The sequence below is a fragment of the Streptomyces sp. B15 genome (genome assembly GCF_018070605.1).
In the GTDB taxonomy this organism is placed as follows: domain Bacteria; phylum Actinomycetota; class Actinomycetes; order Streptomycetales; family Streptomycetaceae; genus Streptomyces; species Streptomyces smyrnaeus.
The window spans coordinates 1-22290 of sequence record NZ_JAGPXJ010000037.1 but is presented as its reverse complement, the minus strand read 5'-3'; the positions used below and the strand labels follow the sequence as shown (position 1 = coordinate 22290).

The window sequence follows — 22290 nt, the reverse complement described above, 5'->3', positions numbered from 1 at the left end:
ACCGCCGAACAGGAGGGCATGTGTCATGCGAGCGAACACAGGCGACCAACTGCTGATGCACGGAAGGACCGTGGGGCAGCACGACCGTACGGCGGAGATCGTCGAGGTCATGGGTACCAGGGGTGAGCCCCCGTACCGCGTGCGCTACGACGACGGTCACGAGGCCGTGGTCTCCCCCGGCCCCGACTCCGTCGTCCGGGGGCGTCCGGAGAAGCAGGGCGAGAAGGGCTGAGCCTCCCGGCGAAGCGCCGGCCTCGGGGCCGGCCGGCACGGGACCCGCTCCCTTCCGGCCCGGCCCTTCGACCGCCGTCGGTCCCTCGATCCCCGTAACCTCCGTGGCCCCTTCCGCTGCGGCGCCCGCACACGGTGCGGGCGCCGTTCTGGTACTCCGCGCGGCAGCGAGCACGCCTTCCGTACATAAAGGACCTTTCGTCCCCGCCCGCCTCCTGTCGTTCCCGCACAGGTAACGTCGGGCGGCGAGGCGGCGCGTCCCGGCGCCCTCAGACTCCGGGACGGGTTCGCCACGGACCGTGAAATTCAGCGAAAGGCACGAGGTGACGGAGTCTGTAGCCGGCGTGGAACGCGTCGGAGTGGTGGGCTGTGGCCAGATGGGTGCGGGGATCGCGGAGGTGTGCGCGCGGTCCGGCCTGGAGGTGATGGTCGCGGAGACCACCGGTGAGGCCCTGGAGCTCGGCCGCACCCGGCTGGTCAACTCGCTCGGCAAGGCCGCGGACCGCGGCAAGATCAGCCGGCAGGAGTGCGACGCCGCGCTGGAACGACTGTCCTTCACCACCGACCTGGGCGACTTCGCCGACCGGGACCTGGTCGTCGAGGCCGTGATCGAGAACGAGCAGGTCAAGACGGAGATCTTCCAGGTACTGGACCAGGTGGTGACCCGCTCCGACGCCATCCTGGCCTCGAACACCTCCTCGATCCCGCTGGTGAAGCTCGCCGTCGCGACCTCGCGCCCCGACCAGGTCATCGGCATCCACTTCTTCAACCCGGCACCGGTGCAGCAGCTCGTCGAGCTCATCCCGGCGCTGACCACCGGGGAGGAGACCGTCAAACGCGCCGAGACCGTGGTGGGTCAGGTGCTGGGCAAGCACACTATCCGCGCGCAGGACCGCTCCGGCTTCGTCGTCAACGCGCTGCTGATCCCGTACCTGCTCTCCGCCATCCGGATGTTCGAGTCGGGCATCGCCAGCCGCGAGGACATCGACAACGGCATGGAACTCGGCTGCGCCCACCCCATGGGTCCCCTCAAGCTGACCGACCTCATCGGTCTCGACACCGTCGCCTCGGTCGCCGACTCGATGTACGCCGAGTTCAAGGAACCGCTCTACGCCGCTCCCCCGCTTCTGCAGCGCATGGTCGACGCCGGCCGGCTGGGCCGCAAGGCGGGCGCCGGCTTCTACGCCTACTCCTGAGCAGCGGACAACTCCGCTCGGTCCGTCAGGTCGTCGCCGCGCAACCGCGCCACGAGGGCCGCTGCCCCAAGTCCGGGAAGGGGGAAGCGGCCCTCGAAGGCCGAAGGGGCCTGCGGAGTTTCCCAGCGAGGATCAGGTGCGGTCGATGACTTCCGAACTCATCCGCCTCGCACGACCATGACCCGGCGCCCGCGGGTGTGACCGGCTTGGCTGTCGGTGTGCGCCGCCGCGGCCTCGGCGAGCGGGTACGACTTCTCGACCGGGATGTGCAGCTTCCCCCGCGAGATGAGGTCGGCGGCCTCGGTGAGCGCTTCCGGCACGCTCCCGGCCACGCCGGAGAATCGCACACCGAGCTTCGGCGCATCGAGATCGGCGATGGAGATCACCTTCAGTGGATCCCCGGTCAGCTCGACGAGTTCGCGGATCACGCCCGAGCCGGCCAGATCGAGAGCCGCGTCCACCTGGCCGAGCCGCCGCACCCGCTCGACCCACCCCTCGCCGTATGTCGTGGCGAGGGCCCCCAGACCCCGCAGATAGTCCTGGTTCGCGGCCCCGGCCGTGCCGATCACCGTGATGCCGCGAGCGCGGGCGATCTGCAGCACCGCCGAGCCGACTCCCCCGGACGCACCGCTGACCAGCAGCGTCTGCCCGGACCGCACACCGACCTCGCGGATGATGCGCAGCGCGGTCTCCACCACGGAGGGGTACCCGGCCGCCTCCTGGAACGTCAGGCCCTCGGGCATCCGCGCCCAGGCCGACAGCACGGCGAACTCGGCATAGGTGCTTGAGCCTTCGCCGAACACCTGGTCGCCGATCTGGACCCCTTCGACTCCCTCGCCGACCTCGTCCACCACCCCGGCGGCGTCGAGCCCCACACCTGCGGGCAGTTCGATCGGATCGTGCGCCGTACGGCGGTCCTTCTGGAACTGGCCTTCACGGATCCTCCAGTCGACGGGGTTCACACCCGCCGCCCGTACGGCGATGCGTATCCGACCGGGGCCGGCGTGGGGCTCATCGGCGTCCACGAGTTGCAGCACGTCCGGACCGCCGAACTCGGCGAAGCTCACTTTCTTCATGCGGTCGACCGTAGCACTAACGGTTAGCTTTAAAAAACGGTTCCACTTTTGCATTTGGTAGCGTCAGGGCATGAACGTGCCGTCCGGACGCCGTGAGCGCAAGAAGGCCGCGACCCGCCAGAAGATCGCCGACACCGCCCTGGAGCTCTTCCTGGAACGCGGGTACGACGCGGTGGGCATCCGAGACGTGGCCGCCGAGGCCGACGTGGCCGTCACCACGCTCTTCTCCCACTTCGCCTCGAAAGAGGCTCTGGTGTTCGAGCAGGACGAGGACTTCGAGCAGCGCCTCACCCAGGCGGTTACCGACCGGACGCCGCACGAGCCGCTCATCCCGGCACTGCGCCGCGAGATCCTGGCCCTGGTACGGCACTGCACGGCGGACAGCGCCGCCCCGATCCGGCGCATGATCGACGAATCGCCCGCCCTGCGGAAGTACGAGGAGTCGATGCGGCTGCGCCACGCCGAGTCGCTGGCGACGGCCATCGCCGCCGATCCCGGTCTGTCGCAGACCACAACGGCCTGCCGGACGATCGCCAGATTCGTGATCGACGCCTATGCACTGGCGCGGGAGTCGGCCGATCCCGAGGCTGCGGTGGACGAGATCTTCCGGATGATCGAGGCGGCCTGGGAGGCCGGCCTGCCTTCACGGCGTACGTGAACCGGTCCTCCGGGCAGGCCGGCGACCCGTAGGACAGGGCCGGTAGGACAGGGGACGGAAAGGTGGGGCGCCCCCGCCTCAGACCGCGGGGGTGTCGGCGCGTGGCTCGTCGCCGGGCTGGTCCGGATCGTCTCCCGATTTCCCGACCGCCTCGTCACCGGGCTGGACCGGATCGTCTCCCGGCTTCTTGAGTTTCTTGACCGTACGGCGCCGGGCCGCGCCGACCGAGGTCCGCACCACCGAGAGCGGCTTGGCGACCGACTCCAGGGACTTGCGTTCGGCGTCCACCCCGAGGAACGTCTCCGCCAGTCCGCCGACGACCATGATGACGGCGCCCATCAGGAAGCCGATGTAGAGCCTGCCGCGCTCGGTACCGTCGCCGATGAGCCAGCCGTAGAAGTACGGTCCGGTGGCTCCGGCGCACTGCCCGATGGCGAAGAAGAGCGCGATGGCCTTGCCCCGGACCTCCAGCGGGAAGATCTCCCCCGCGGTCAGATAGCCGGATGAGGCACCGGCCGAGGCGAAGAAGAAGATGACGCACCAGGCGATCGTCTGGGTGGTCGCGGTCAGTACGTCGGTGACGAACAGCGTCGCGGTGACCGCCAGCGCGCATCCGGAGAACAGGTAGGTCCCCGCGATCAGCCAGCGGCGGCCCACGATGTCGAAGAGCGGCCCCAGGATGATCGGGCCGGCGAGGTTGCCCGCGGCGAACGCCAGCAGGTACATCGGCGCGTCCTTGTCGGAGACGCCGTAGAACTTCGTCAGCACCAGGGTGTAGGTGAAGAAGATCGCGTTGTACAGGAAGGACTGCGTGATCATCAGCGTCGAGGCGAGCACCGCCCTCTTCGGGTACTCCCTGAAGAGCACCCGCAGCAGCGTGACGTAGGTGGCGTGCTCCGACTCGGTGATCTCGATGGCGTCCTTCTCGTCGACCGGCGGCAGCTTCTTGCCGTGTCCGCGTACGGCGGACTCGATCCGGGCGATGGCGGCCTCGGCCTCGGCCTCCCGGCCGTTCATGATCAGCCAGCGGGGACTCTCCGGCAGATGGCGGCGGACGAACAGCACCGAGAAGCCCAGCACCGGGCCCAGCAGAAAGCCGATCCGCCAGGCGACCGACTCGTCGAAGGTGCTGAGGATCATCAGCTCGGCGACGGTGCCGACCATGGCACCCGCCCAGTAGGTGCCGTTGACCAGCAGGTCGACCCGGCCCCGGAAGCGGGCGGGCATCATCTCCTGGATCGCGGAGTTGATCGCCGCGTACTCACCGCCGATCCCGGTCCCCGCGATGAAGCGGGTCATATACAGATAGGCGTCCCAGCCCGGCCCCTGGCCGTAGGTGAGCGCGGTCAGCCCGCTGCCGAACAGATAGACGCCGAACGTGAGCAGGAAGAGCTTCCGGCGCCCGAAGCGGTCGGCCATCCGCCCGAAGAAGAGCGCACCCGTCACCTGGCCGATCAGATAGACGGTCGCGATCAGCCCCGCCTCGCTGGAGGAGAGCCCCAGTGTCTCCGAGCGGGTGAGGACCGAGGTGACCGAGCTGGCGACCGTGATCTCCAGGCCGTCCAGGATCCACGCACAGCCCAGCGCCGCGATCATTTTCGTGTGGAAGCCGGACCAGGGCATCCGATCGATACGTGCAGGGATCAGGCTGCGGAGCGGTGAGTCCGCCGGACGGGATGATGAGTTCGCTGCTGCCACGCCGTCACCCGTAACCGCAGCCGACCGTCCGTCAGAAGATCGTCCGGGCTTCTCACCCGAAAAGATGAGGGGACATCCGCCAGTGACGGATGTCCCCTCGAACGTCGGGGCGAGCCTCGCTCAGGCGCCCCGCAGCACCGCGCCCGTTCGCTCGACGGCCTCGGCGACGGCCGCGTCACGCGCGGCGGACGCCTCCTCGGCCTTGAGCGTGCGGTCCGGGGCCCGGAAACGCAGTGCGTAGGCCAGCGACTTGCGGCCCGCGCCCAGCTGCTCACCGGTGAAGACGTCGAACAGCCGCAGCGACTCCAGCAGCTCGCCCGCGCCCGCCCGCAGCGCGCTCTCCACCTCGGCGGCCGGGACCGACGCGTCCACGACGAGGGCCACGTCCTGGGTGGCCACCGGGAACGTGGACACGTGCGGGCCCTGCACCTGGCCGGTGGCGGCCCGCTCGACCAGGTCGAGGTCGAGCTCCATCGCGCAGCTCCGCTCCGGCAGCCCCAGCGCCTTGAGCACCCGCGGGTGCAACTCGCCGGCGTGCCCGACCAGTACCCGGCTGCCCTCCAGCTGGACGTGGAGCGCCGCGCACCGCCCGGGGTGCCAGGGCGCGAAGCTCGCGCTCTCCACGGTCAGCTCCACACCCGCCTCGGCGGCCACGGTGCGGGCTGCCTCGATGGCGTCGGCCCAGTCGGCGGGGCGGCCCTTGCCCCACCAGCCGGCCCGCTCGCGGGCGCCCGCGAGGACCACCGCCACGTGCCGGGGCTGTTCGGGCAGCGCCGCGTCCAGCCCGGCCAGCTGCTCGTCGGTGGGCCGCTGGGCGACGGGCAGCCGCTCGGCCGCGGTCTCGGAGCCGGTCGGCAGGAAGACCAGGCCGGTCTCGAACAGCGCCAGGTCGTGGCTGCCGCGTCCGTCGTTGCGGCGCAGCGTGGCCAGCAGCCCGGGCAGCAGGGTGGTACGCAGCCCCGGCTCCTCGTCCGAGAGCGGGTTGACGAGCTGCACCGTACGGCGGCGCGGGTCGCCCGCCTCCAGGCCCAGCGCGTCGAAGGCGGCCTCGCCCACGAACGGGTAGGACGGCGCCTCGACATAGCCGGCGCCCGCCAGCGCACGGCCGACGCGGCGGTGCAGCCGCTGCCGCTCGGTCAGCCCGCGCCCGGGCAGCGGCCTGGGCAGGGTGGAGGGCAGGTTCTCGTAGCCCTCCAGCCGGACGACCTCCTCGGCCAGGTCGTTGGGGTCGGTCAGGTCGGGCCGCCAGGACGGCACGGTGACCGTCAGCTGCTCGTCCTGCCCGGCATCCCCGTAGACGTCGCAGCCGACCTGCTGGAGGCGGCGGACGACCGTCTCGCGCCCGTAGGAGACGCCCGCGACCCGGTCCGGGTGGTCGGCCGGGATCCGGAGCGTCCGGGGCCCCGACGGCGTGGTGATCTCGGTGACGCCCGGTTCGGCGGTGCCGCCGGCGAGCAGCACCAGCAGATCGACGGTGCGCTGCGCGGCCGCTGCCGCCGCCTCCGGGTCGACGCCCCGCTCGAAGCGGCGCGACGCCTCGGAGGAGAGCTTGTGCCGGCGCGCGGTGCGGGCGACGGAGACCGAGTCGAAGTGCGCGGCCTCGATCACCACGTCCGTCGTGCCGCTCACCGGGCCGTCGGCGGCCTCGGCCGAGGCGTCGGCGATCTCGGTGTTGGCGCCGCCCATCACACCGGCCAGGCCGATCGGCCCCCGGTCGTCGGTGATGACCAGGTCCCCGGCGTCCAGGACGCGCTTGGTGCCGTCGAGCGTGACCAGCTTCTCGCCGCTCTCTGCGCGCCGCACCCCGATGGGCCCCTCGATACGGGACCTGTCGTAGGCGTGCAGCGGCTGGCCCAGCTCCAGCATCACGTAGTTGGTGATGTCGACGGGCAGCGAGACCGGGCGCATCCCGGCCTTCTGCAGCCTGCGCTTGAGCCAGATCGGCGACTGCGCCTCGGGCCGCAGCCCGCTGACGGTGCGCGCGGTGAACCGGTCGCAGCCCAGCGGCTCGGTGACCTTCACCGGGTAGCCGTGCGCGTTGGGAACGGGCACGTCCAGCAGCGCCGGGTCACGCAGCGGCACCCCGTAGGCGGTGGCCGTCTCGCGGGCGAGGCCCCGCATCGACAGGCAGTAGCCGCGGTCGGGAGTCACCGCGATGTCCAGGACCTCGTCGACCAGCTCCAGCAGCTCGATCGCGTCGGTGCCGACCTCGTGCTCGGGCGGCAGCACCATGATCCCGCCATGGTCCTCGCCCATGCCCAGCTCGCGCTCGGAGCAGATCATGCCCTCGGAGACGCGGCCGTAGGTCTTACGGGCGCTGATCTCGAATCCGCCGGGCAGCACGGCGCCCGGCAGGACGACGACGACCTTGTCGCCGACGGCGAAGTTGGTGGCACCGCAGATGAGGTTCTGCGGGTCGTCGGCGCCCCGGCCGACGTCCACCTGGCAGTAGCGGATCGGCTTCTTGAATTCCGTCAGCTCCTCGATGGCGAGGACCTGGCCGACCACCAGCGGGCCCTTGAGCCCGGCACCGGTCTGCTCGACCGTCTCGACCTCAAGACCGGCCGCGATCAGCCTGGCCGCGACGTCCCGGCCGGTCTCCGAAGCCGGCAGGTCGACGTACTCCCGGAGCCACGAAAGCGGCGCCCGCATCAGATCTCCATCCCGAACGGCCGGGTGAAGCGCACATCACCCTCGACCATGTCTCGCATGTCCTCGACGTTGTGGCGGAACATCAGCATCCGCTCGATGCCGAACCCGAAGGCGAATCCGCTGTACTTCTCCGGATCGACACCGCAGGCGGTCAGCACCCGCGGGTTGACCATGCCGCAGCCGCCCAGCTCGATCCAGCCCTCGCTGCTGCACGTACGGCAGGGGTTGTCCGGATCGCCGACGGACGCGCCCCGGCACACGAAGCAGACCATGTCCATCTCGGCGGACGGCTCGGTGAAGGGGAAGTAGGACGGGCGCAGCCGGGTGCCGAGGCCCTCGCCGAAGAGCGCCGAGACCATGTGGTCCAAGGTGCCCTTGAGGTCGGCCATGGTCAGCCCCTCGTCGATGGCCAGCAGCTCGACCTGGCCGAAGACGGGAGTATGCGTGGCGTCCAGCTCGTCGGTGCGGTAGACCCGGCCCGGGCAGATGACGTAGACGGGCAGCGCGCGCCCCAGCAGCGAGCGGATCTGCACCGGCGAGGTGTGGGTCCGCAGCACGACGCCGGAGTCCTCCGCGCCGTCCGGGCCCCGCACGAAGAAGGTGTCCTGCATGGTGCGCGCCGGGTGGTCGGGGCCGAGGTTGAGAGCGTCGAAGTTGAACCACTCGGCCTCGACCTCGGGGCCCTCGGCGACCTCGTAGCCCATCGCCACGAAGACGTCCTCGATGCGCTCCGAGAGCGTGGTCAGCGGGTGCCGGGCGCCTGCCGGGCGGCGGTCGTAGGGCAGCGTGACATCCACGGCCTCCTCGACCAGCACGCGCTCGTCGCGCTCGCGCTCCAGCTCCTCCTGTCGGGCCTTGAGGGCCTTGTTGACCGCCCCCCTGGCCTGACCGACACGCTTGCCCGCCTCCGCCTTCGCGTGCGGGGGCAGTGCGCCGATCTCGCGGTTGGCCAGCGCCAACGGGGCACGGTCGCCCGCGTGTGCTGCCTTGACCTCGCGCAGCGCCTCCAGATCCCCGGCGGCGGCGACGGCGGCGAGCGCCTCGTCCCTGGCCCGGTCGATCGCTTCCGGTTTCAGTGCCTCGACCTCGACAGGGTCGTACGACTTGTTGGGTGCCGACATCTCTTCCCGTGTTTCCGATTGTCCCCCAGCTGTCGCTGGGAGGTGCCCCCTGGCTGCGTCCCGCCCTTGTCTGCTGACTGCGTGCCGGGGCCCGAGTCTAAAGGGGGCCGCCTGGTGGCGGATACGCGGAGGCCAGGGGCCTTGGCTGCTGGTCTGCCGGGTCGGCCCGGGTGCGCCGCGTGACCCTGCGGGTCAGGCCAGAAAGGCCGGGGCGCCCACGGGCAGGATAAATCGGAACCGGGCGCCGCCCGCCGGCGCCCTCTCGACAGTGATGGCGCCGCCGTGCGCTTCCACGATGCCCTTGACGATGTAGAGCCCCAGGCCCGTGCCGCCGCGCCTGCTGCCACGCCAGAAGCGGGTGAACACGCGGCTCATGGACTCCTCCGGGATACCTGGGCCCTCGTCGCTGACCGTGACGGCAGTGCCGGTGCCGCCCGGCTCGCGGGGGGACGAGGTGGGCTGGACCTCGATGGTGACAGTTCCCTCGCCGTGCCGCACCGCGTTTTCCAGCAGGTTGGCCAGCACCTGGTCGACCTTGTCGGGGTCCGCCCACAGGTCGGGCAGCTCGTCGGCGATCTCGGTCCTGAACCGGGAGGCCGGCCGGCCCGCCGCCACGTGGGCCTCCACATGGCGCTGCACCACCGCCGCCATGTCCAGCCGCTGGCGGCGCACCTCCAGCCGTCCCGAGTCGATCCGGGAGATGTCCAGCAGTTCGGCGATCAGCCGGGTGACGCGGTTGGCGTCCGCGTTGACGGTCTCCAGCATCAGCCGCTTCTGGTCGTCGGTGAACCGCTCCCACTTGGCCAGCAGCGTGGCCGTGAATCCCTTGACGGAGGTGAGCGGCGAGCGCAGTTCGTGGGCGACGGTGGCGATCAGCTCCGCGTGGCTGCGCTCGGTGCGCCGTCTGGCCTCGGTGCCCCGCAGCGTGACCACGACGCGCTCGACGGGCCCTCGCGGGCGCTGCCGTACATAGCGCGCGGCGACCAGCACCTCGTGGCCGCCGGGCAGCAGCAGGTTCCGCTCGGGCTGCCCGTCGCGGATGGCCAGGCCGTTGTACGGGTCGGTGAGCTGCCACCAGCGGCGCCCGTCCAGGTCCTCCAGCGGGAGCGCGGTGTGCAGCGGGCTGCCCAGCGCCTCCTCGCGCGCCCGCCCGGTGATCCGGACGGCCGCGGCGTTGAAGCAGACGACGCGTCCCGCTCCATCGGCGATGACGAGCCCGTCGGGCAGGTCGTCGGGCCGCACGTCCATCCCGTTCCGCTCCTCCTCCGGCACCCTCGCTCCCCGGCACCCTACTAGCTCTGGGTGACCGCTTGGCACCCTCGGTGTGCCCGCTGGGCGCGGGCCGAGGCATAGAGGCAGACGGCTGCGGCGGTCGCCAGGTTGAGGCTCTCGGCACGACCGTGGATGGGCACCCGTACGACGGAGTCCGCCAGGGCCCGGGTCTCCTCCGGCAGCCCCCACGCCTCGTTGCCGAACACCCAGGCGGTGGGACCGGCCATCGCACCGGCGTCCAGTTCCTCATCCAGGTCCCGCTCCCCGGCGCCGTCGGCCGCCAGCACCCGCACCCCGGCCCCGGCGAGCCCGCGCGCCGCCTCCTGGACGGGCACATCGACGGCGACCGGCAGATGGAAGAGCGACCCGGCCGAGGCGCGCACCGCCTTGGGGTTGTAGAGGTCAACGGAGGCGTCGGTCAGCACCACGGCGTCGGCTCCGGCGGCATCGGCGCAGCGCAGCACGGTGCCGGCGTTGCCGGGGTCGCGTACGTGCGCGAGGACGGCGACCAGCCGGGGCCGCGCCGCCACGATCTGTTCGAACGGCCGGTCCAGGAAGCGGCACAGCCCCACGATCCCCTGCGGCGTGACCGTGTCGGCCATCGCCCCGATCACCTCGTCAGAGGCCGTGAGCACGGGAACCCCCGCCGTACGGGCCGCGTCCAGCAACTCCGTGTGCCGCGCGGCGGCCTCCGGCGTCACATACACCTCGACCAGGTGCTCCACCGCCTCCCGCACGGCCTGCGGCCCCTCGGCGAGGAACCGCCGCTCCTTGCCCCGGAAACTCCGTTTGGCGAGCTTGCGCGCTGTGCTGACGCGGGGAGACCGCACAGAGGTCAGATCGGGTGACATGACAAGCCAGTTGCTCACTTTCGGATAAAAATTTCTCGCCGCCGTGGGGGCACCCCCGTGCGGAGCATGGGGGAGAGAAACCACGACGGCGAGAGTGCGGCGACAGGGCCGACGGCGTCAGCCACGACGCCCGGTCAACGGCGAAGCGGCAGCGCTCAGGCGGCCTTCGGGGCGTTCACATCGCTGGGCAGCGCCTTCTGCGCGACCTCGACCAGCGCGGTGAAGGCGGCGGCGTCGTTGACCGCCAGCTCGGCCAGCATCTTGCGGTCGACCTCGATGGAGGCGGCCTTCAGACCCTGGATGAAGCGGTTGTAGGTGATGCCGTTGGCGCGGGCCGCGGCGTTGATCCGCTGGATCCACAGCTGCCGGAAGTCGCCCTTGCGGCGCTTGCGGTCGTTGTAGTTGTAGACGTAGGAGTGGGTGACCTGCTCCTTCGCCTTGCGGTACAGGCGGGAACGCTGGCCGCGGTAGCCGCTGGCCTGCTCCAGGATCGCCCGGCGCTTCTTCTGAGCGTTTACTGCCCGCTTGACGCGTGCCACGTGATTACTCCTTGTTGGCGGGGCCGGGAGGGGACTTCACTGCTCCGGCCCAGGTCGATGGGGTCCCGGTCGTGCGGGGACTTACTTGCCGAGAAGCTTCTTGAGCTTCTTGGCGTCGGCCGGGGCCGCTTCGGTCTTACCGGCAAGGCGGCGCGTCAGCGTGGACGGCTTGTGCTCGAGGTAGTGGCGGCGACCGGCGCGCTGGCGCATCACCTTGCCGGAGCCGGTGAGCTTGACGCGCTTGCGGGTGCCACTGTGAGTCTTGTTCTTCGGCATGTCGCCGTTTCACTCCTCGTCGGTGACGCCTCCGCTGTCATCCAGGCAGGCGGAAGCGCCAGTTGTTCGTACAGGTTCCAGGGGCGGGTGCCCCGGGAGGGCTCACGCCTCGGCAGGCTCCTCGGCGGACTCCTCAACGGGAGCGGACCCCTGCTGGCGCTCCGCCTTGCGGGCGGCCTGCGCCTCACGGGCCTCGGCCATCGCCTCGGTCTTCTTCTTGTGCGGACCGAGAACCATGATCATGTTGCGGCCGTCCTGCTTCGGGTTGGACTCCACGAAGCCCAGGTCCGACACGTCGTCCGCGAGCCGCTGCAGCAGTCGGAAGCCCAGCTCGGGGCGGGACTGCTCACGACCGCGGAACATGATCGTGATCTTGACCTTGTCGCCCTGCTTGAGGAACCGGACGACGTGACCCTTCTTGGTGTCGTAGTCGTGCGGGTCGATCTTCGGCCGGAGCTTCATCTCCTTGATGACCGTGTGCGCCTGGTTCTTACGCGCTTCACGGGCCTTCATGGCCGACTCGTACTTGAACTTGCCGTAGTCCATGAGCTTGCACACCGGCGGACGGGCGTTCGCCGCGACCTCGACCAGATCGAGGTCGTATTCCTGGGCGAGCTCCAGGGCCTTGGCAAGCGGCACGATGCCGACCTGCTCGCCGCTGGGACCGACGAGTCGCACCTCGGGGACGCGAATGCGGTCGTTGATGCGGGGCTCGGCGCTGATGGGGCCTCCTCGGGTACACCGCGCGAGCGTCTGGCGGACGGCCGCGCATGAGTTACGTCATCAATGGGTGACCACCGCTCGCGAGCGCGAAAAACGCCCCGGACGGGTCACAGGCGGGGCTCCTCACAGACCGGGAGCACCGCCGCGGAACTCCGCGGGGCGCAGCCTGACCGTTGACCCGCGGCCCGCAGGGCCACCAGGTGGGAGAGTCGGAGCCTCCACTTGCGGGCTGGAGCCCGTCCCTGTCGCTCTCTGACGATGGCGGCGGGAACAGTCTTCAGCCGGTCGATATCCCAGCATAGCAGCAGGGCGTACCAAGCGCCGCGCGGCACCTGCCGCGGGGCGGGCCGGACGGCGGGAAGGGCCGGGCCGTGCCGTGCACGGCCCGGCCCGTACGACAATACGGAAGCGGCGGGGCTTAGGGTGATCCGCATGAGCGACGCCGCAGCCGCCGGGCAGCCCTCCGGTCAGAACCCCGACTTCGACAGCCTGACCCGCGACATCGCGGATGTCCCGGCGGTCGAGGTGATCACCACCGTGGCGGTGCACCTGATGAGCTCTGCCGCCGTCAATCTCGGTCTCGCCGAGGAGGGCGAGCAGCACAAGGATTTGGACGAGGCCCGCAAGCTGATCCACGCCCTGGCCGGCCTGGTCACCGCGAGCGCCACCGAGATCGGCTCCTACCACGCGGCGCCGCTGCGCGACGGACTCAAGTCGCTGCAGCTGGCCTTCCGCGAGGCGTCCACCGTCCCCGACGAGCCCGGGCAGGGGCCCGGCGAGAAGTTCACCGGTCCCGTCCACGGCTGAGCCGCCGGGGAGCGCGCCCCTCAGCTGACCCTCATCTCGCGCCGCGGCCGACGGTTCGGCTGCGGGTGCGTGAGCATGTGCACATACGCGGCGACGGCCGCTCCCACCAGGGGCGCCACGATGAACAGCCACAGCTGGGTGAGCGCCGAGCCACCGGCGAAGACGGCCGGGCCCAGGCTCCGGGCCGGGTTGACCGAGGTACCGGTCAGCGGGATGCCGACCAGATGGACGACGGCCAGCGCGATACCGATGGGCAGCCCGTCGAAGCCGACGACCGCCACCTTGTGGGTCACCGCGAGCACCGTGTAGACGAACAGGAAGGTCATGATCAGCTCGGCGACGAAGGCTCCGCCGGTGTTGATGTGCACCGCCGAGCGGTCGCCGAAGCCGTTGCTGCCGAAGCTGCCGCTCGTCTCCAGGCCCGGAACCTGCTTGGCGACCAGGAACAGCAGCGCGGCACCCGCGATACCGCCGACGAGCTGGGCGATCCAGTACTTCACCGCCAGCTCCAGGTCCAGCCGTCCGGCCAGGAACATCCCGAGCGTCACCGCCGGGTTCACATGGGAACCGGAGATCGGCCCGATCGCGTAGGCGAGGGCGAGCATCACGAAGCCGAACGTGAGCGCGATGCCCAGCGAGCCGACGTACTCGGCGGCCAGCACCGCGGCGCCGACGCCGAAGAACACCAGCAGCAGCGTGCCCAGGAACTCCGCGGCGATCGGCTGTGGCTTGTCTTCCAGGTCCTTGAGCTGCTCGGGGCTCGCCTGGAGCGACTTGACCTGCATGTCGACCTCCCGTGGGGGTCGTAGGAGGCAGCCGGGGGTCGGTCTTTCCCCGCACTCCCCCTGAGTGTCCGACGCCCGTCGGCGGCTCGCACCTCGGGAGCGGTCAGGCCCGGTAGAAGGCCGACTCGGGCAGCGGGCTGCCCGCGGGGAGAAGTGCCAGGTCCAGGCCGCGGACCAGCCGGGCGCGCAGCGTCTCGTCGGCGGCCAGCGCTCCGGCCACCCGCTGGGCGACGGCCTGCACTTCGGCGTCCGGCACGAGCGCGAGGGCGAGGGTGCCGTCCCCCGAGGCGTCGCCGGGCGTCAGATGGGCGCCGGCGACCGCGGGCTCGGCCGCGAGCACGGCCCGCAGCGCCTCGGCGACGGCGGGGTCCGCCAGCGCGGAGGTGTGGACGCGGCCCTCGGCGAGCGCATGGAGCGCCGGCCCGGTCAGCTCGTAGGGCACCGGTCCGGCCAGGTCGAGGAGCAGCGTGTCCGCCTGCTCGTGCGCCGCCGCCTGGAGCGCCTGGTGCAGCGGTACGGCGACGGGGCGCGCGTCCGGGCGCCAGCGGGCCAGCGCCTCGGTGGAGGTGAAGGCGGGCAGGGCACGGCGGCCACCTGGCGCGTTGAGCGTGGGGACGGCCATCTCGCTGGTCTTGTCACGGCGCAGCCCGTCCTCCCCCGTCTCGGCCTCGGTCAGGACGGCGACGACGGGAACGAGCAGCCGGGCCCCGCGCAGAGCCGACAGAACGCGGGCCTCGGCCCCCGGTACCCGGCGGTCGGCCCGCCAGGCCGCGAGCGCGTCGGCGAGTTCGGCATCGGCGGTGCCGTCGTCGCTGGAGAAGGCCGGCTGAGGGATGTTCTTGAGCGCCACGCACCGAGCGTATCGGGTGGCCGAGACCGCTGGGGCGCCGGAGGGCGGGCGCCGATAGCGTCGGTGGGATGAACACACGCAGCGATGCCGGCAACGGGCCGCCGGCGCGGCTGGCCGTGGCCGCGCAGTCGCTGGAGGGCGAGCCGGCGGCGGCCCTGGTGCACGGCGAGGCAGGAGCGTTCGTGGCGGCCAGCGTGATGAAGGTGCACATTCTCGTGGCGCTGCTGCTGCGGGCGCAGGGCAGCCTCGGCGGCCCGGCACAGGCGGTGACCGCACAGGAGAGGACGTGGGCCGCCGCCATGATCCAGCACAGCGACAACGACGCGGCGAACGCGCTGTGGCGGGCCGCCGGGGGTGCGGAGGGTCTCACGGCCGCGGGCCGACTGCTGGGGCTGGTCGGCACCCGGCCCGCCGAGGACGGGCGCTGGGGCCTGAGTACGACGACGGCCGCCGACCAGCTGGCGCTGCTGCGCGCCGTGCACGGGCGCGGCCCCGGGCCGCGGGTGCCGGCGCCTGGAGCGCGGCAGTGGGTGCGCGAGCTGATGCGCGGTGTCGTCGACTCCCAGCGCTGGGGCGTGACGGCGGCCGGGGACGGGCGTCCGGCGGCGTCCCGGCCGCCGCACGAGGCGTCACAGCCGCCGCCTCACGAGGTGAAGAACGGTTGGCTCCCCCGCACGGCGACCGGTCTGTGGGTGATCAACAGTGTGGGCCGGGTGACCGCCGCGGGCCGCCCCTGGCTGCTGGCCGTACTCTCGGACGGGCACGCCACGGCCGAGGAGGGCATCGCCGCGGTGGAGGAGGCCGCCCGCGCGGCGGTACACGCGCTCATGGACCACCGGGTGGCGCCGGACCCCCTCCCGGGCCGCCGCCCGGCCGGACGGGGCGGATCCGCAGCCGGGGCGGGAGCCACGGGGTGAAACCGCGGTGGACGGCGAGGGCCACCCCGATCAGTACGGCACCCAGCACGGCCGCCAGGATCGCGAACCAGCCGGGGCCGCCCTCGTCCCCCGGGCGCCCCGACCCGAAGTACTCCTTGCCGTACTCGCCGACGGCAGGCTGCTGCTTGCGCGGCTCGATGTGGGAGCCCATCTCGATGGCCGCCGCCGGATCCACCACCCCGGTGCCGACCGCGTCGCTGCGCCCGCCCTCCGGGGTGTGGCCGGCGGTGTCCGAGATCAGCTTCTTGATCTGGGTGGGGCTCAGATCCGGGTGGGCGGCGCGGACCAGCGCCACGGCGCCCGAGGTGAAGGCCGCGGCGGCGCTGGTGCCCCAGCCCTGGTAGTAGCCGCGGTCGGGGTCGGCGATGAGGATGTCCTTGCCTGGCGCCGCCACGGTCGCGTACCAGCGCCGGGTGGAGAAGGCCGCCCGCGCGCCGTTGCGGTCGACGGCGGCCACCGCGATGACGCCCGGGTAGGCGGCGGGATAGGAGACGTGGTCGCCGTCCTCACCGCCGTTGCCCGCCGAGGCCACGACGACGGCCCCCTTGCGCAGCGCGTAGCGGACCGCGGCGTCCTCACGGGCGTCGGGGTGCGCGGCGTCGCTGTCGTCGCCCAGGGAGAGGTTGATGACATCGGCGCCGTGGTCGGCGGCCCAGCGGATGCCGTCGGCGAGGGCGGTCTTGCGCTGGTCGCGGGCCTTGCCGCGCTGCGGGTCCTTCTCCTCCAGCAGCACCCGCACCGGCAGGATGCGGGCCTCGGGCGCGATGCCGAGCACCCCGTCCTTGCCGTCCTTGCCATGGCCGTGCCCGGCGATGATCCCGGCCATGGCGGTGCCGTGCCGGGCCCAGTGGCGGTCGCCCTTCTCGGCGCCGATACCGACCACGTCCTTGCCGTCGAGCACGTTCTTGTGCAGGTCGGGGTGGCTGCCGTCGACGCCGGTGTCCAGCACGGCGACGGTGACGCCCCGGCCCTTGGTGGTCTTCCACGCCTCCTTGGCGTGCAGGGCTTTGAGCGCCCACTCCTGCCGCTGCAGCCCCTCGCCCTGCGCATGTGCCGTACCGGCGGTGACGGGTGCGAGGGCGAGCAGGGCACACACGAGGGCGGTCAGGGTGCGCCGGGCACGCCGGGTGCGCAGTGGGCGCAGCACACGCTTCATCGGTTCTCGTCGCCTTCCGCCTCGCCGTCCTTGCCCTTGTCCGCCTTGTGCGCGCCGCCGCCGGAGCCGGACTCCCGCTGGGTGGTGGCCTCGCGCAGCCGGCGCTCGATGCGGTCGGCGACGCCCTGGGCGTCATGGCCGAGTCCGGCCTGGGCGGCGGCCGAGGTCTCGCCCTTGCGAGTGGCGTCGTTCGCCGGCTGGGGGTCGGTGACCACCCGGCCGTCGGCGAAGCCGGAGACGGAGTAGACGACCACGGGCACGTCCCGCAGCACCCGGACGGTCCAGCTCGCCCGCTGCGCGTCGCCGAACTCGGCGGCGACCGTACCGCGCGCGGCGTACGGACGCGGCATCAGATCGGCGCGGTCGGCGAAGTTCTGGGACGCGAACCGCTCCCGCAGATCGCGCATGGCGGCCGGGTCGGCCTTGGTGAACATCAGCCCGACGGTGATGACGCTGGTGGAGGTCTCATCGACGTAGGTGGCCCGCACCAGCCGGCCACAGCCCACCGGGGCCAGCGCTTTGGCCAGCGTCGGGTCGAAGGCGTGCGCACAGTTGCTGTCGGGCGCCACCGCGACCCGGGACCAGCGCCGGTCGGCGCCGCCGGGCCCGGCGTCCTCGCCCTTGAGGGTGCGGGGGAAGAGTTCGTCGACGGGGATCTCGTGCCAGGCCGCGCGGGCGCCGTCGAATCCGGCCGCCACCGCGGGCCGTTGGTCGACGTCTCCGGACAGCAGCACCCCGGCGCCTGCGCCGCCCAGCAGGCCGACGCCCAGGACGAGGCAGACGGCGGCGAGGACCGACCGGACGGTGGGCGGGGCATGCCCACGGGAACCGGCGGCCGAGGCCGGGCCGAACCGGGCGGTGACGCGCGGCGGTGGCGGCGGGATCGTGGGGGCCGGCGGCGGTACGGGCGCGGCCGGTGCGGTGCCGGTCCCCGGGGAGGGATCGGCAGCGCGGTCCGAGGTGCGGGACCCGGGCGGCGCTCCGGCGGTGCCCTTGGCCTCGGGGGCTTCCGGCTCGCTGTACGGGCGGCCGTTCTGCGGGCGCCCGTTGCGCAGGGCCGGGACGCGAGGGCCGGTGAGGGGTTCGCCGGTGGGGGGCGCGGGTTGCGGAAGGTGTGCGGGAGCGGGGGGACGGAGGGCGTGCGCGGGATCGCGGGGGGCAGGGACGGACGCGCGCTCGGAGCGCTCCGCCGCTGCCTCTTCCCTCTCCCTGGAATGTGGCATCTGTGGGCTGGACTCGTCTTCCGGGGTCGGCTCCGCCTCCTGCGCGCGCCCCGTCTCCTCATCCATGTCGGCCTGGCCGGCCGTGCCATCGGCGGCCGTGCCGTCGGCAACGGCGCTCGCCGGTCCGGCGGCGGACGGTGGTGGGGAGACGGGACGTGGGGGGACGCTGGGACGCGGAGGGACAGCGGGGCGGGGTGGTGCTGCCGGTGGCGCGGGGATGGACGTGGCGAGCGAGGGCGGCGGCGCCGCGGGCCGGGGCGGGGTGGCGGGGCGCTCGGGGACAGCGGCACGGTCGGCGTCAGTGCCCATGTGCGCCCCCCTTCGCGCGATACCGCCCCGCACGAACGCCAGGCTGAGCAGGCATGTTCGTCGTGGCCACAGTGAACTGTTCGCCGCGTGCCGTCCCGTCACGGCGTGCGGCGTCACTCTACGGTGCGAACCGGGAGGGACGGCAACCCGGCCAAAGGGGGTGACGACCCCGGCGAGGTGGGCGAACGCGCCCCGGCGGGAACGGTCGCGGAAGGTGTCCGGCGTTCCGGGGCTGTGCGGCGCCCGGCGCCCGTGGCAAGCTGCCAGGGTGTTCGATTCGACTGCCGATCCCGCCACCGTCCGCGCCCGGTACGACCGTGCGACCGCCCAGCTGGACGCGCCGCTCGCGCTGGTGGACCTGGCGGCGTTCGACGCCAACGCCGACGACCTGCTGCGGCGCGCCGGGGGCAAGCCGGTACGGGTGGCCAGCAAGTCGGTGCGCTGCCGCACGCTGTTGGAGCGGGTGCTGGCCAAGGACGGTTTCAGCGGGGTGATGAGCTACACCCTCGCCGAGTCGCTGTGGCTGGCCAGATCGGGCATCACGGATGTGCTGCTGGCGTACCCGTCGGCCGATCGCGCCGGGTACGCGGAACTGGCCGGCGATCCCAAGCTGGCCGCGGCGGTGACCGTGATGGTGGACGACCCGGCGCAGCTCGCGTTGATCGACGCGGCACGCGACGGGGGCGGCGAGCGGATCCGGGTCTGCATCGAACTGGACACCTCGCTGCGGCTGCTGGGCGGCCGGATCCACATCGGCAGCCGCCGCTCGCCGCTGCACTCCCCCGCCGAGCTGGCCGATCTCGCCCGTGCCGTGCAGCGGCGCCCGGGCTTCCAGCTGGTGGGGGTGATGGCGTACGAGGGCCATGTGGCGGGGGTGGGGGACGCCGTGGCCGGTGCGCCCGTGCTCTCACGCGGGATCCGACTGATGCAGTCGGCGGCCCGGCGCGAACTGGCGGGGCGGCGCGCCGCGGCGGTGCGGGCCGTCCGCGCGGTGGCGCCGGACCTGGAGTTCGTCAACGGCGGTGGTACGGGAAGTGTCCAGCACACCGCGGCCGAGGAGGCGGTGACGGAGATCGCGGCCGGCTCGGGGCTGTATGTGCCCCGGCTGTTCGACAACTACACCTCGTTCACCGGCCGTCCCGCCGCGCTGTTCGCCATGCCGGTGGTGCGCAGGCCCGGCGTGGGTATGGTCACGGTGCTGGGCGGCGGCTATCCGGCCTCCGGTGCCGCCGGCCCCGACCGGCTGCCCGAGCCCTGTCTGCCCACCGGGCTCCGCTACGCCCCGCAGGAGGGGCCCGGCGAGGTGCAGACCCCGCTGCTGGGCCGGCCCGCCGACGACCTGCTCATCGGGGACAAGGTCTGGTTCCGGCACGCGAAGGCAGGTGAGCTGTGCGAGCGGTTCGACACGCTGCACCTGGTGGAGGGCGACCGGGTGACGGGGTCGGTGCCCACCTACCGGGGCGAGGGCATGACCTTCCTGTGACCGGGCCGGTGCCGGCGCTGCCACCGGCGCCGGTCAGACCGCCTCGGTGTTGCCGTCGTCCTGCCGGCCGAGCTCGGTCTGGACGAGCCCCTTGCGGAGCTCGTCCAGATCGGCGGCGGACGGCCCGCCGTCGGAGACGTCGACGCTGCTCCACATGACCAGGATGTCCTGGCGGTCGTGCGGGGAGCGGAAGACGACCGCCTCCACGTCGGCGTCCGGTTCGAGCTTGTTCTCCACCCGCCAGCGGATGCGGTACCCCGGCCGTCCGGCGACTGTGACCTCACCCGACTCGGTGACCTTGTGCGAGGTGATACCGCCGTACGCCTTCTTCCCGTACGACTCCTTGGCGTTCTTGGCCACCTCGGCCTCGGCGATCTGCTTGAGCGAGTCCTTCTCCCACACACCGGGGAAGCGGTGCAGCGCGGCGCCACCGCGCACGCAGGGCGTGGGCTGCGGCTTGGGACACGGGTAGCTGCCGCGGTAGCTGAGGAAGGACGAGTCGGGGTTCTTGAGCTCCCACCCCTGGGGCACGGTCATCCCGACGCCGAAGCGGGGGATGGACACCACCTCTCCCGGGGAGATGTGCGGCGCCGGCTTGTCGTCGTCCGGCCCAGGTTTCTCCGCTTCCGGGCTCTCGGAGGGCTTCGAGGAGGAGGAAGAGGCCGCCTTGGGCTCCTTGTCGTCCGAGCCGTCGCTGCCGCCCAGCAGCAGCACCCCGCCCACCGCCAGCGCGGCGGCCAGCACGATCGAGCCCACGATGCCCGCGACGAGCGGACCGCGCCCTGCCCCGCCGCCCCGGCCCGGCAGCGGGGCGGCAACCCCGGTGCCGGGCCGGGTGTGGCTGGTCCAGGTGCTGCCGTCCCACCAGCGCTCCTGCGGCGGGAGTTGGGGCGTCTGCCCGGGATCGGGATACCAGCCGGGCGGGGTCGTCATGCTCACTGTCGCACCCTATGGCACATACGTACGACGATGGAGGGCGGCCCGGAGGACGGCGAGGAGAACGGCGAGGAGACCGGCCTCACGCCCCCTCGCCGTAGGCGAGGTCTTCCTGGTCGGGGACGATCGAACCGTTGCTCCTGCGAACCGGCCCGAGGGAGCCGTCAGGGTTGGTACGGCCCTCGGTGGCGCACGGATACGGCGTCTCCTTGCGCGGCAGCGGCTCGATGAACATCGGATTCACCGCCCAACGCCCATCGGCGTCGTCGTACCCCCGGCACATGATCTCCGGCTTGTTGCGGTTGAGTACGAGATGGGTGCCCGTCGCATCCCCGACGAAGGTGACATCGGTGTCGGCGTCACCGCCGCCGATGGCGATGCGGTGCCCCCGGTCCTGCTTCTGCCAGGCACGGGCGCCCTCGATACCGAAGATCTCCTGGTTGATGACGCAGCGCTTGCCGTCGATGTAAGGGATCATCTCGCCCTTGCTGCGGGGCATGTCACCGCAGCCCTCGGTCCAGGCCGTGATCCTGCCGTGCTCGACGACGCTGCGGATCGCGAGGGTGTGCTTGCGGTCGATACCGACCCCGCTCGCCCACTCCTCCGCCACCGGCTCGGAGCCCGCCGAGACGACGTAGACCTCGAACCCGGCCCTCCTGAGCGTACGGAGCAGATCCTTCTGCTGCGCGTAGTAGCGGCTGTAGGCGGGCACGGTGTGGGTGCCGACCCGCTGCTCACTGCCGATGGGCGCCGCCAGCGCCTCGTCCCGCGCCGCCCGCGCGTAGGAGCGGAGCTCGGCGACCGTGTGCCCCGCGAACAGCTGCGGGACCCAGGCGTACTGGGGAACGGTACGGCGGTGGTTCCACCCGCCTGCGAACGCCTGCCGGCCGCTCATCGTCTCGGCCTCGCCCCGGACCTGGAGGATCTCGTCGGCGCACGCGGCGTTGCTCGACGTGGGGAGGGGCTTCCCGACCGGAACGTCGGTGCCGCACGCCTCGGTGAGGGCCCGGTCGGCGGCCGGAGTCAGCCACTTGCTGGTGTCCGCCCAGTCCTGAGGACGGAGGATCTTGTCGTGCCGGAGGGCCCAGGCGATGGTGGCGTCGGTCGCGTCGTTCTTGACGATGGTGTTGTCCCAGTCGAACGCGGCGACCGGACGGTGCCCGTGCCCGCCACCGCGCCACTTCGCGGAGCAAGTGCCGCGCTCGTCGATGGTGCGCTGGAGCTTGGCGCGGTTGTCGCCGAACCACTTGAGCTTTTTCGAGAGCTGGGGGCAATGGCGTGCGCCGCCCGTGTGGTGGGCGCCGTGCGCCTGGGCGGGGGTGGAGGTGAGGGTTGCGGCGAGGGCCGCGGCCATGGTGAGGGCCGACAGGACGGATCTGCTGCGCATGCTGGGCGCCCCTCCTGGGAGATCAACAGTGTCTCTGTGTACGCTACATCCAATTCCCCGTCACCATTGCTTGAGGGGGCCCACTTGGGCCCCCTCCCTGGTGTTGGGGGCTCCGCGGGTGGG

General features: G+C 72.2%; 21 protein-coding genes. 6 read left to right on the top strand and 15 right to left on the bottom strand.

Annotation, left to right across the window (positions count from 1 at the left end):
- Positions 1-25: 25 nt before the first annotated feature.
- Entirely contained in the window at positions 26-232 is a 207-nt protein-coding gene (locus KBY19_RS18210) for a DUF1918 domain-containing protein (protein ID WP_099878831.1), read from the top strand.
- A 322-nt stretch (positions 233-554) separates the two neighbouring features.
- Complete coding sequence (locus tag KBY19_RS18205; RefSeq protein ID WP_180289566.1) at positions 555-1427, top strand: 3-hydroxybutyryl-CoA dehydrogenase; 873 nt, start codon at positions 555-557, stop codon at positions 1425-1427.
- A gap of 158 nt (positions 1428-1585) precedes the next feature.
- Here KBY19_RS18205 and KBY19_RS18200 read toward each other — a convergent pair whose 3' ends face one another.
- Positions 1586-2503: an NADP-dependent oxidoreductase gene (locus KBY19_RS18200; RefSeq protein ID WP_210966185.1), complete on the bottom strand. Its 918-nt coding sequence runs from the start codon at positions 2501-2503 to the stop codon at positions 1586-1588.
- 70 nt (positions 2504-2573) lie between these two features.
- Between KBY19_RS18200 and KBY19_RS18195 the strand changes: the two genes are divergently transcribed.
- Positions 2574-3161, top strand: a complete 588-nt coding sequence (locus KBY19_RS18195; RefSeq protein ID WP_210966184.1) for a TetR/AcrR family transcriptional regulator — start codon at positions 2574-2576, stop codon at positions 3159-3161.
- A 78-nt stretch (positions 3162-3239) separates the two neighbouring features.
- Here KBY19_RS18195 and KBY19_RS18190 read toward each other — a convergent pair whose 3' ends face one another.
- From KBY19_RS18190 to infC, 8 genes are all read right to left on the bottom strand, one after another.
- Positions 3240-4757, bottom strand: a complete 1518-nt coding sequence (locus tag KBY19_RS18190) for an MFS transporter (RefSeq protein ID WP_247691119.1) — start codon at positions 4755-4757, stop codon at positions 3240-3242.
- Between the two features lie 222 nt (positions 4758-4979).
- Positions 4980-7511, bottom strand: a complete 2532-nt coding sequence (gene pheT, locus KBY19_RS18185) for a phenylalanine--tRNA ligase subunit beta (protein ID WP_210966183.1) — start codon at positions 7509-7511, stop codon at positions 4980-4982.
- On the bottom strand, positions 7511-8632 hold the full coding sequence (gene pheS, locus KBY19_RS18180) for a phenylalanine--tRNA ligase subunit alpha (RefSeq protein ID WP_099878840.1): 1122 nt from the start codon (positions 8630-8632) through the stop codon (positions 7511-7513). The genes pheT and pheS overlap by 1 nt, the downstream gene beginning before the upstream one ends.
- Positions 8633-8824: 192 nt before the next feature.
- Positions 8825-9880 (bottom strand): ATP-binding protein, encoded by a 1056-nt coding sequence (locus tag KBY19_RS18175; RefSeq protein WP_099878842.1) that lies wholly within the window; start codon positions 9878-9880, stop codon positions 8825-8827.
- Between the two features lie 44 nt (positions 9881-9924).
- Positions 9925-10755, bottom strand: a complete 831-nt coding sequence (locus KBY19_RS18170) for an RNA methyltransferase (protein ID WP_099878843.1) — start codon at positions 10753-10755, stop codon at positions 9925-9927.
- A gap of 155 nt (positions 10756-10910) precedes the next feature.
- Positions 10911-11294, bottom strand: coding sequence for a 50S ribosomal protein L20 (rplT, locus tag KBY19_RS18165; RefSeq protein WP_099878845.1), 384 nt, complete (start codon positions 11292-11294; stop codon positions 10911-10913).
- Between the two features lie 81 nt (positions 11295-11375).
- Positions 11376-11570 (bottom strand): 50S ribosomal protein L35, encoded by a 195-nt coding sequence (rpmI, locus tag KBY19_RS18160; RefSeq protein WP_099878846.1) that lies wholly within the window; start codon positions 11568-11570, stop codon positions 11376-11378.
- 102 nt (positions 11571-11672) lie between these two features.
- Positions 11673-12293 carry a translation initiation factor IF-3 gene (gene infC, locus KBY19_RS18155; RefSeq protein ID WP_099878848.1) on the bottom strand — a complete coding sequence of 207 codons (621 nt, stop codon included), beginning with the start codon at positions 12291-12293 and terminating at the stop codon, positions 11673-11675.
- A gap of 432 nt (positions 12294-12725) precedes the next feature.
- On the opposite strand from infC, the gene KBY19_RS18150 reads away from it, so the two are divergent.
- Positions 12726-13100 carry a DUF1844 domain-containing protein gene (locus KBY19_RS18150; RefSeq protein WP_099878849.1) on the top strand — a complete coding sequence of 125 codons (375 nt, stop codon included), beginning with the start codon at positions 12726-12728 and terminating at the stop codon, positions 13098-13100.
- A gap of 20 nt (positions 13101-13120) precedes the next feature.
- Here KBY19_RS18150 and KBY19_RS18145 read toward each other — a convergent pair whose 3' ends face one another.
- Both KBY19_RS18145 and KBY19_RS18140 read right to left on the bottom strand, forming a co-directional pair.
- Positions 13121-13885 carry an MIP family channel protein gene (locus KBY19_RS18145; RefSeq protein ID WP_099878851.1) on the bottom strand — a complete coding sequence of 255 codons (765 nt, stop codon included), beginning with the start codon at positions 13883-13885 and terminating at the stop codon, positions 13121-13123.
- A 103-nt stretch (positions 13886-13988) separates the two neighbouring features.
- Complete coding sequence (locus KBY19_RS18140) at positions 13989-14735, bottom strand: SseB family protein (RefSeq protein ID WP_185016339.1); 747 nt, start codon at positions 14733-14735, stop codon at positions 13989-13991.
- 68 nt (positions 14736-14803) lie between these two features.
- Between KBY19_RS18140 and KBY19_RS18135 the strand changes: the two genes are divergently transcribed.
- The gene (locus tag KBY19_RS18135) at positions 14804-15652 is read left to right on the top strand and encodes a serine hydrolase (RefSeq protein ID WP_210966182.1); all 849 of its coding nucleotides are present in this window, start codon (positions 14804-14806) and stop codon (positions 15650-15652) included.
- On the opposite strand, the gene mycP is transcribed toward KBY19_RS18135, so the two are convergent.
- Positions 15561-16829 (bottom strand): type VII secretion-associated serine protease mycosin, encoded by a 1269-nt coding sequence (gene mycP / locus KBY19_RS18130; protein ID WP_185016341.1) that lies wholly within the window; start codon positions 16827-16829, stop codon positions 15561-15563. The two genes, KBY19_RS18135 and mycP, sit on opposite strands and share 92 nt — an antisense overlap.
- A complete protein-coding gene (locus KBY19_RS18125; RefSeq protein ID WP_210966181.1) occupies positions 16826-18361 on the bottom strand; it encodes a hypothetical protein in 1536 nt (511 codons plus the stop codon). The genes mycP and KBY19_RS18125 overlap by 4 nt, the downstream gene beginning before the upstream one ends.
- A gap of 268 nt (positions 18362-18629) precedes the next feature.
- Between KBY19_RS18125 and KBY19_RS18120 the strand changes: the two genes are divergently transcribed.
- Positions 18630-19844: an amino acid deaminase/aldolase gene (locus KBY19_RS18120; RefSeq protein WP_185016343.1), complete on the top strand. Its 1215-nt coding sequence runs from the start codon at positions 18630-18632 to the stop codon at positions 19842-19844.
- Between the two features lie 33 nt (positions 19845-19877).
- On the opposite strand, the gene KBY19_RS18115 is transcribed toward KBY19_RS18120, so the two are convergent.
- Complete coding sequence (locus KBY19_RS18115) at positions 19878-20777, bottom strand: DUF2510 domain-containing protein (RefSeq protein WP_247691121.1); 900 nt, start codon at positions 20775-20777, stop codon at positions 19878-19880.
- An 85-nt stretch (positions 20778-20862) separates the two neighbouring features.
- Positions 20863-22167: an HAD family hydrolase gene (locus KBY19_RS18110; RefSeq protein WP_185016344.1), complete on the bottom strand. Its 1305-nt coding sequence runs from the start codon at positions 22165-22167 to the stop codon at positions 20863-20865.
- Positions 22168-22290 lie beyond the last annotated feature (123 nt).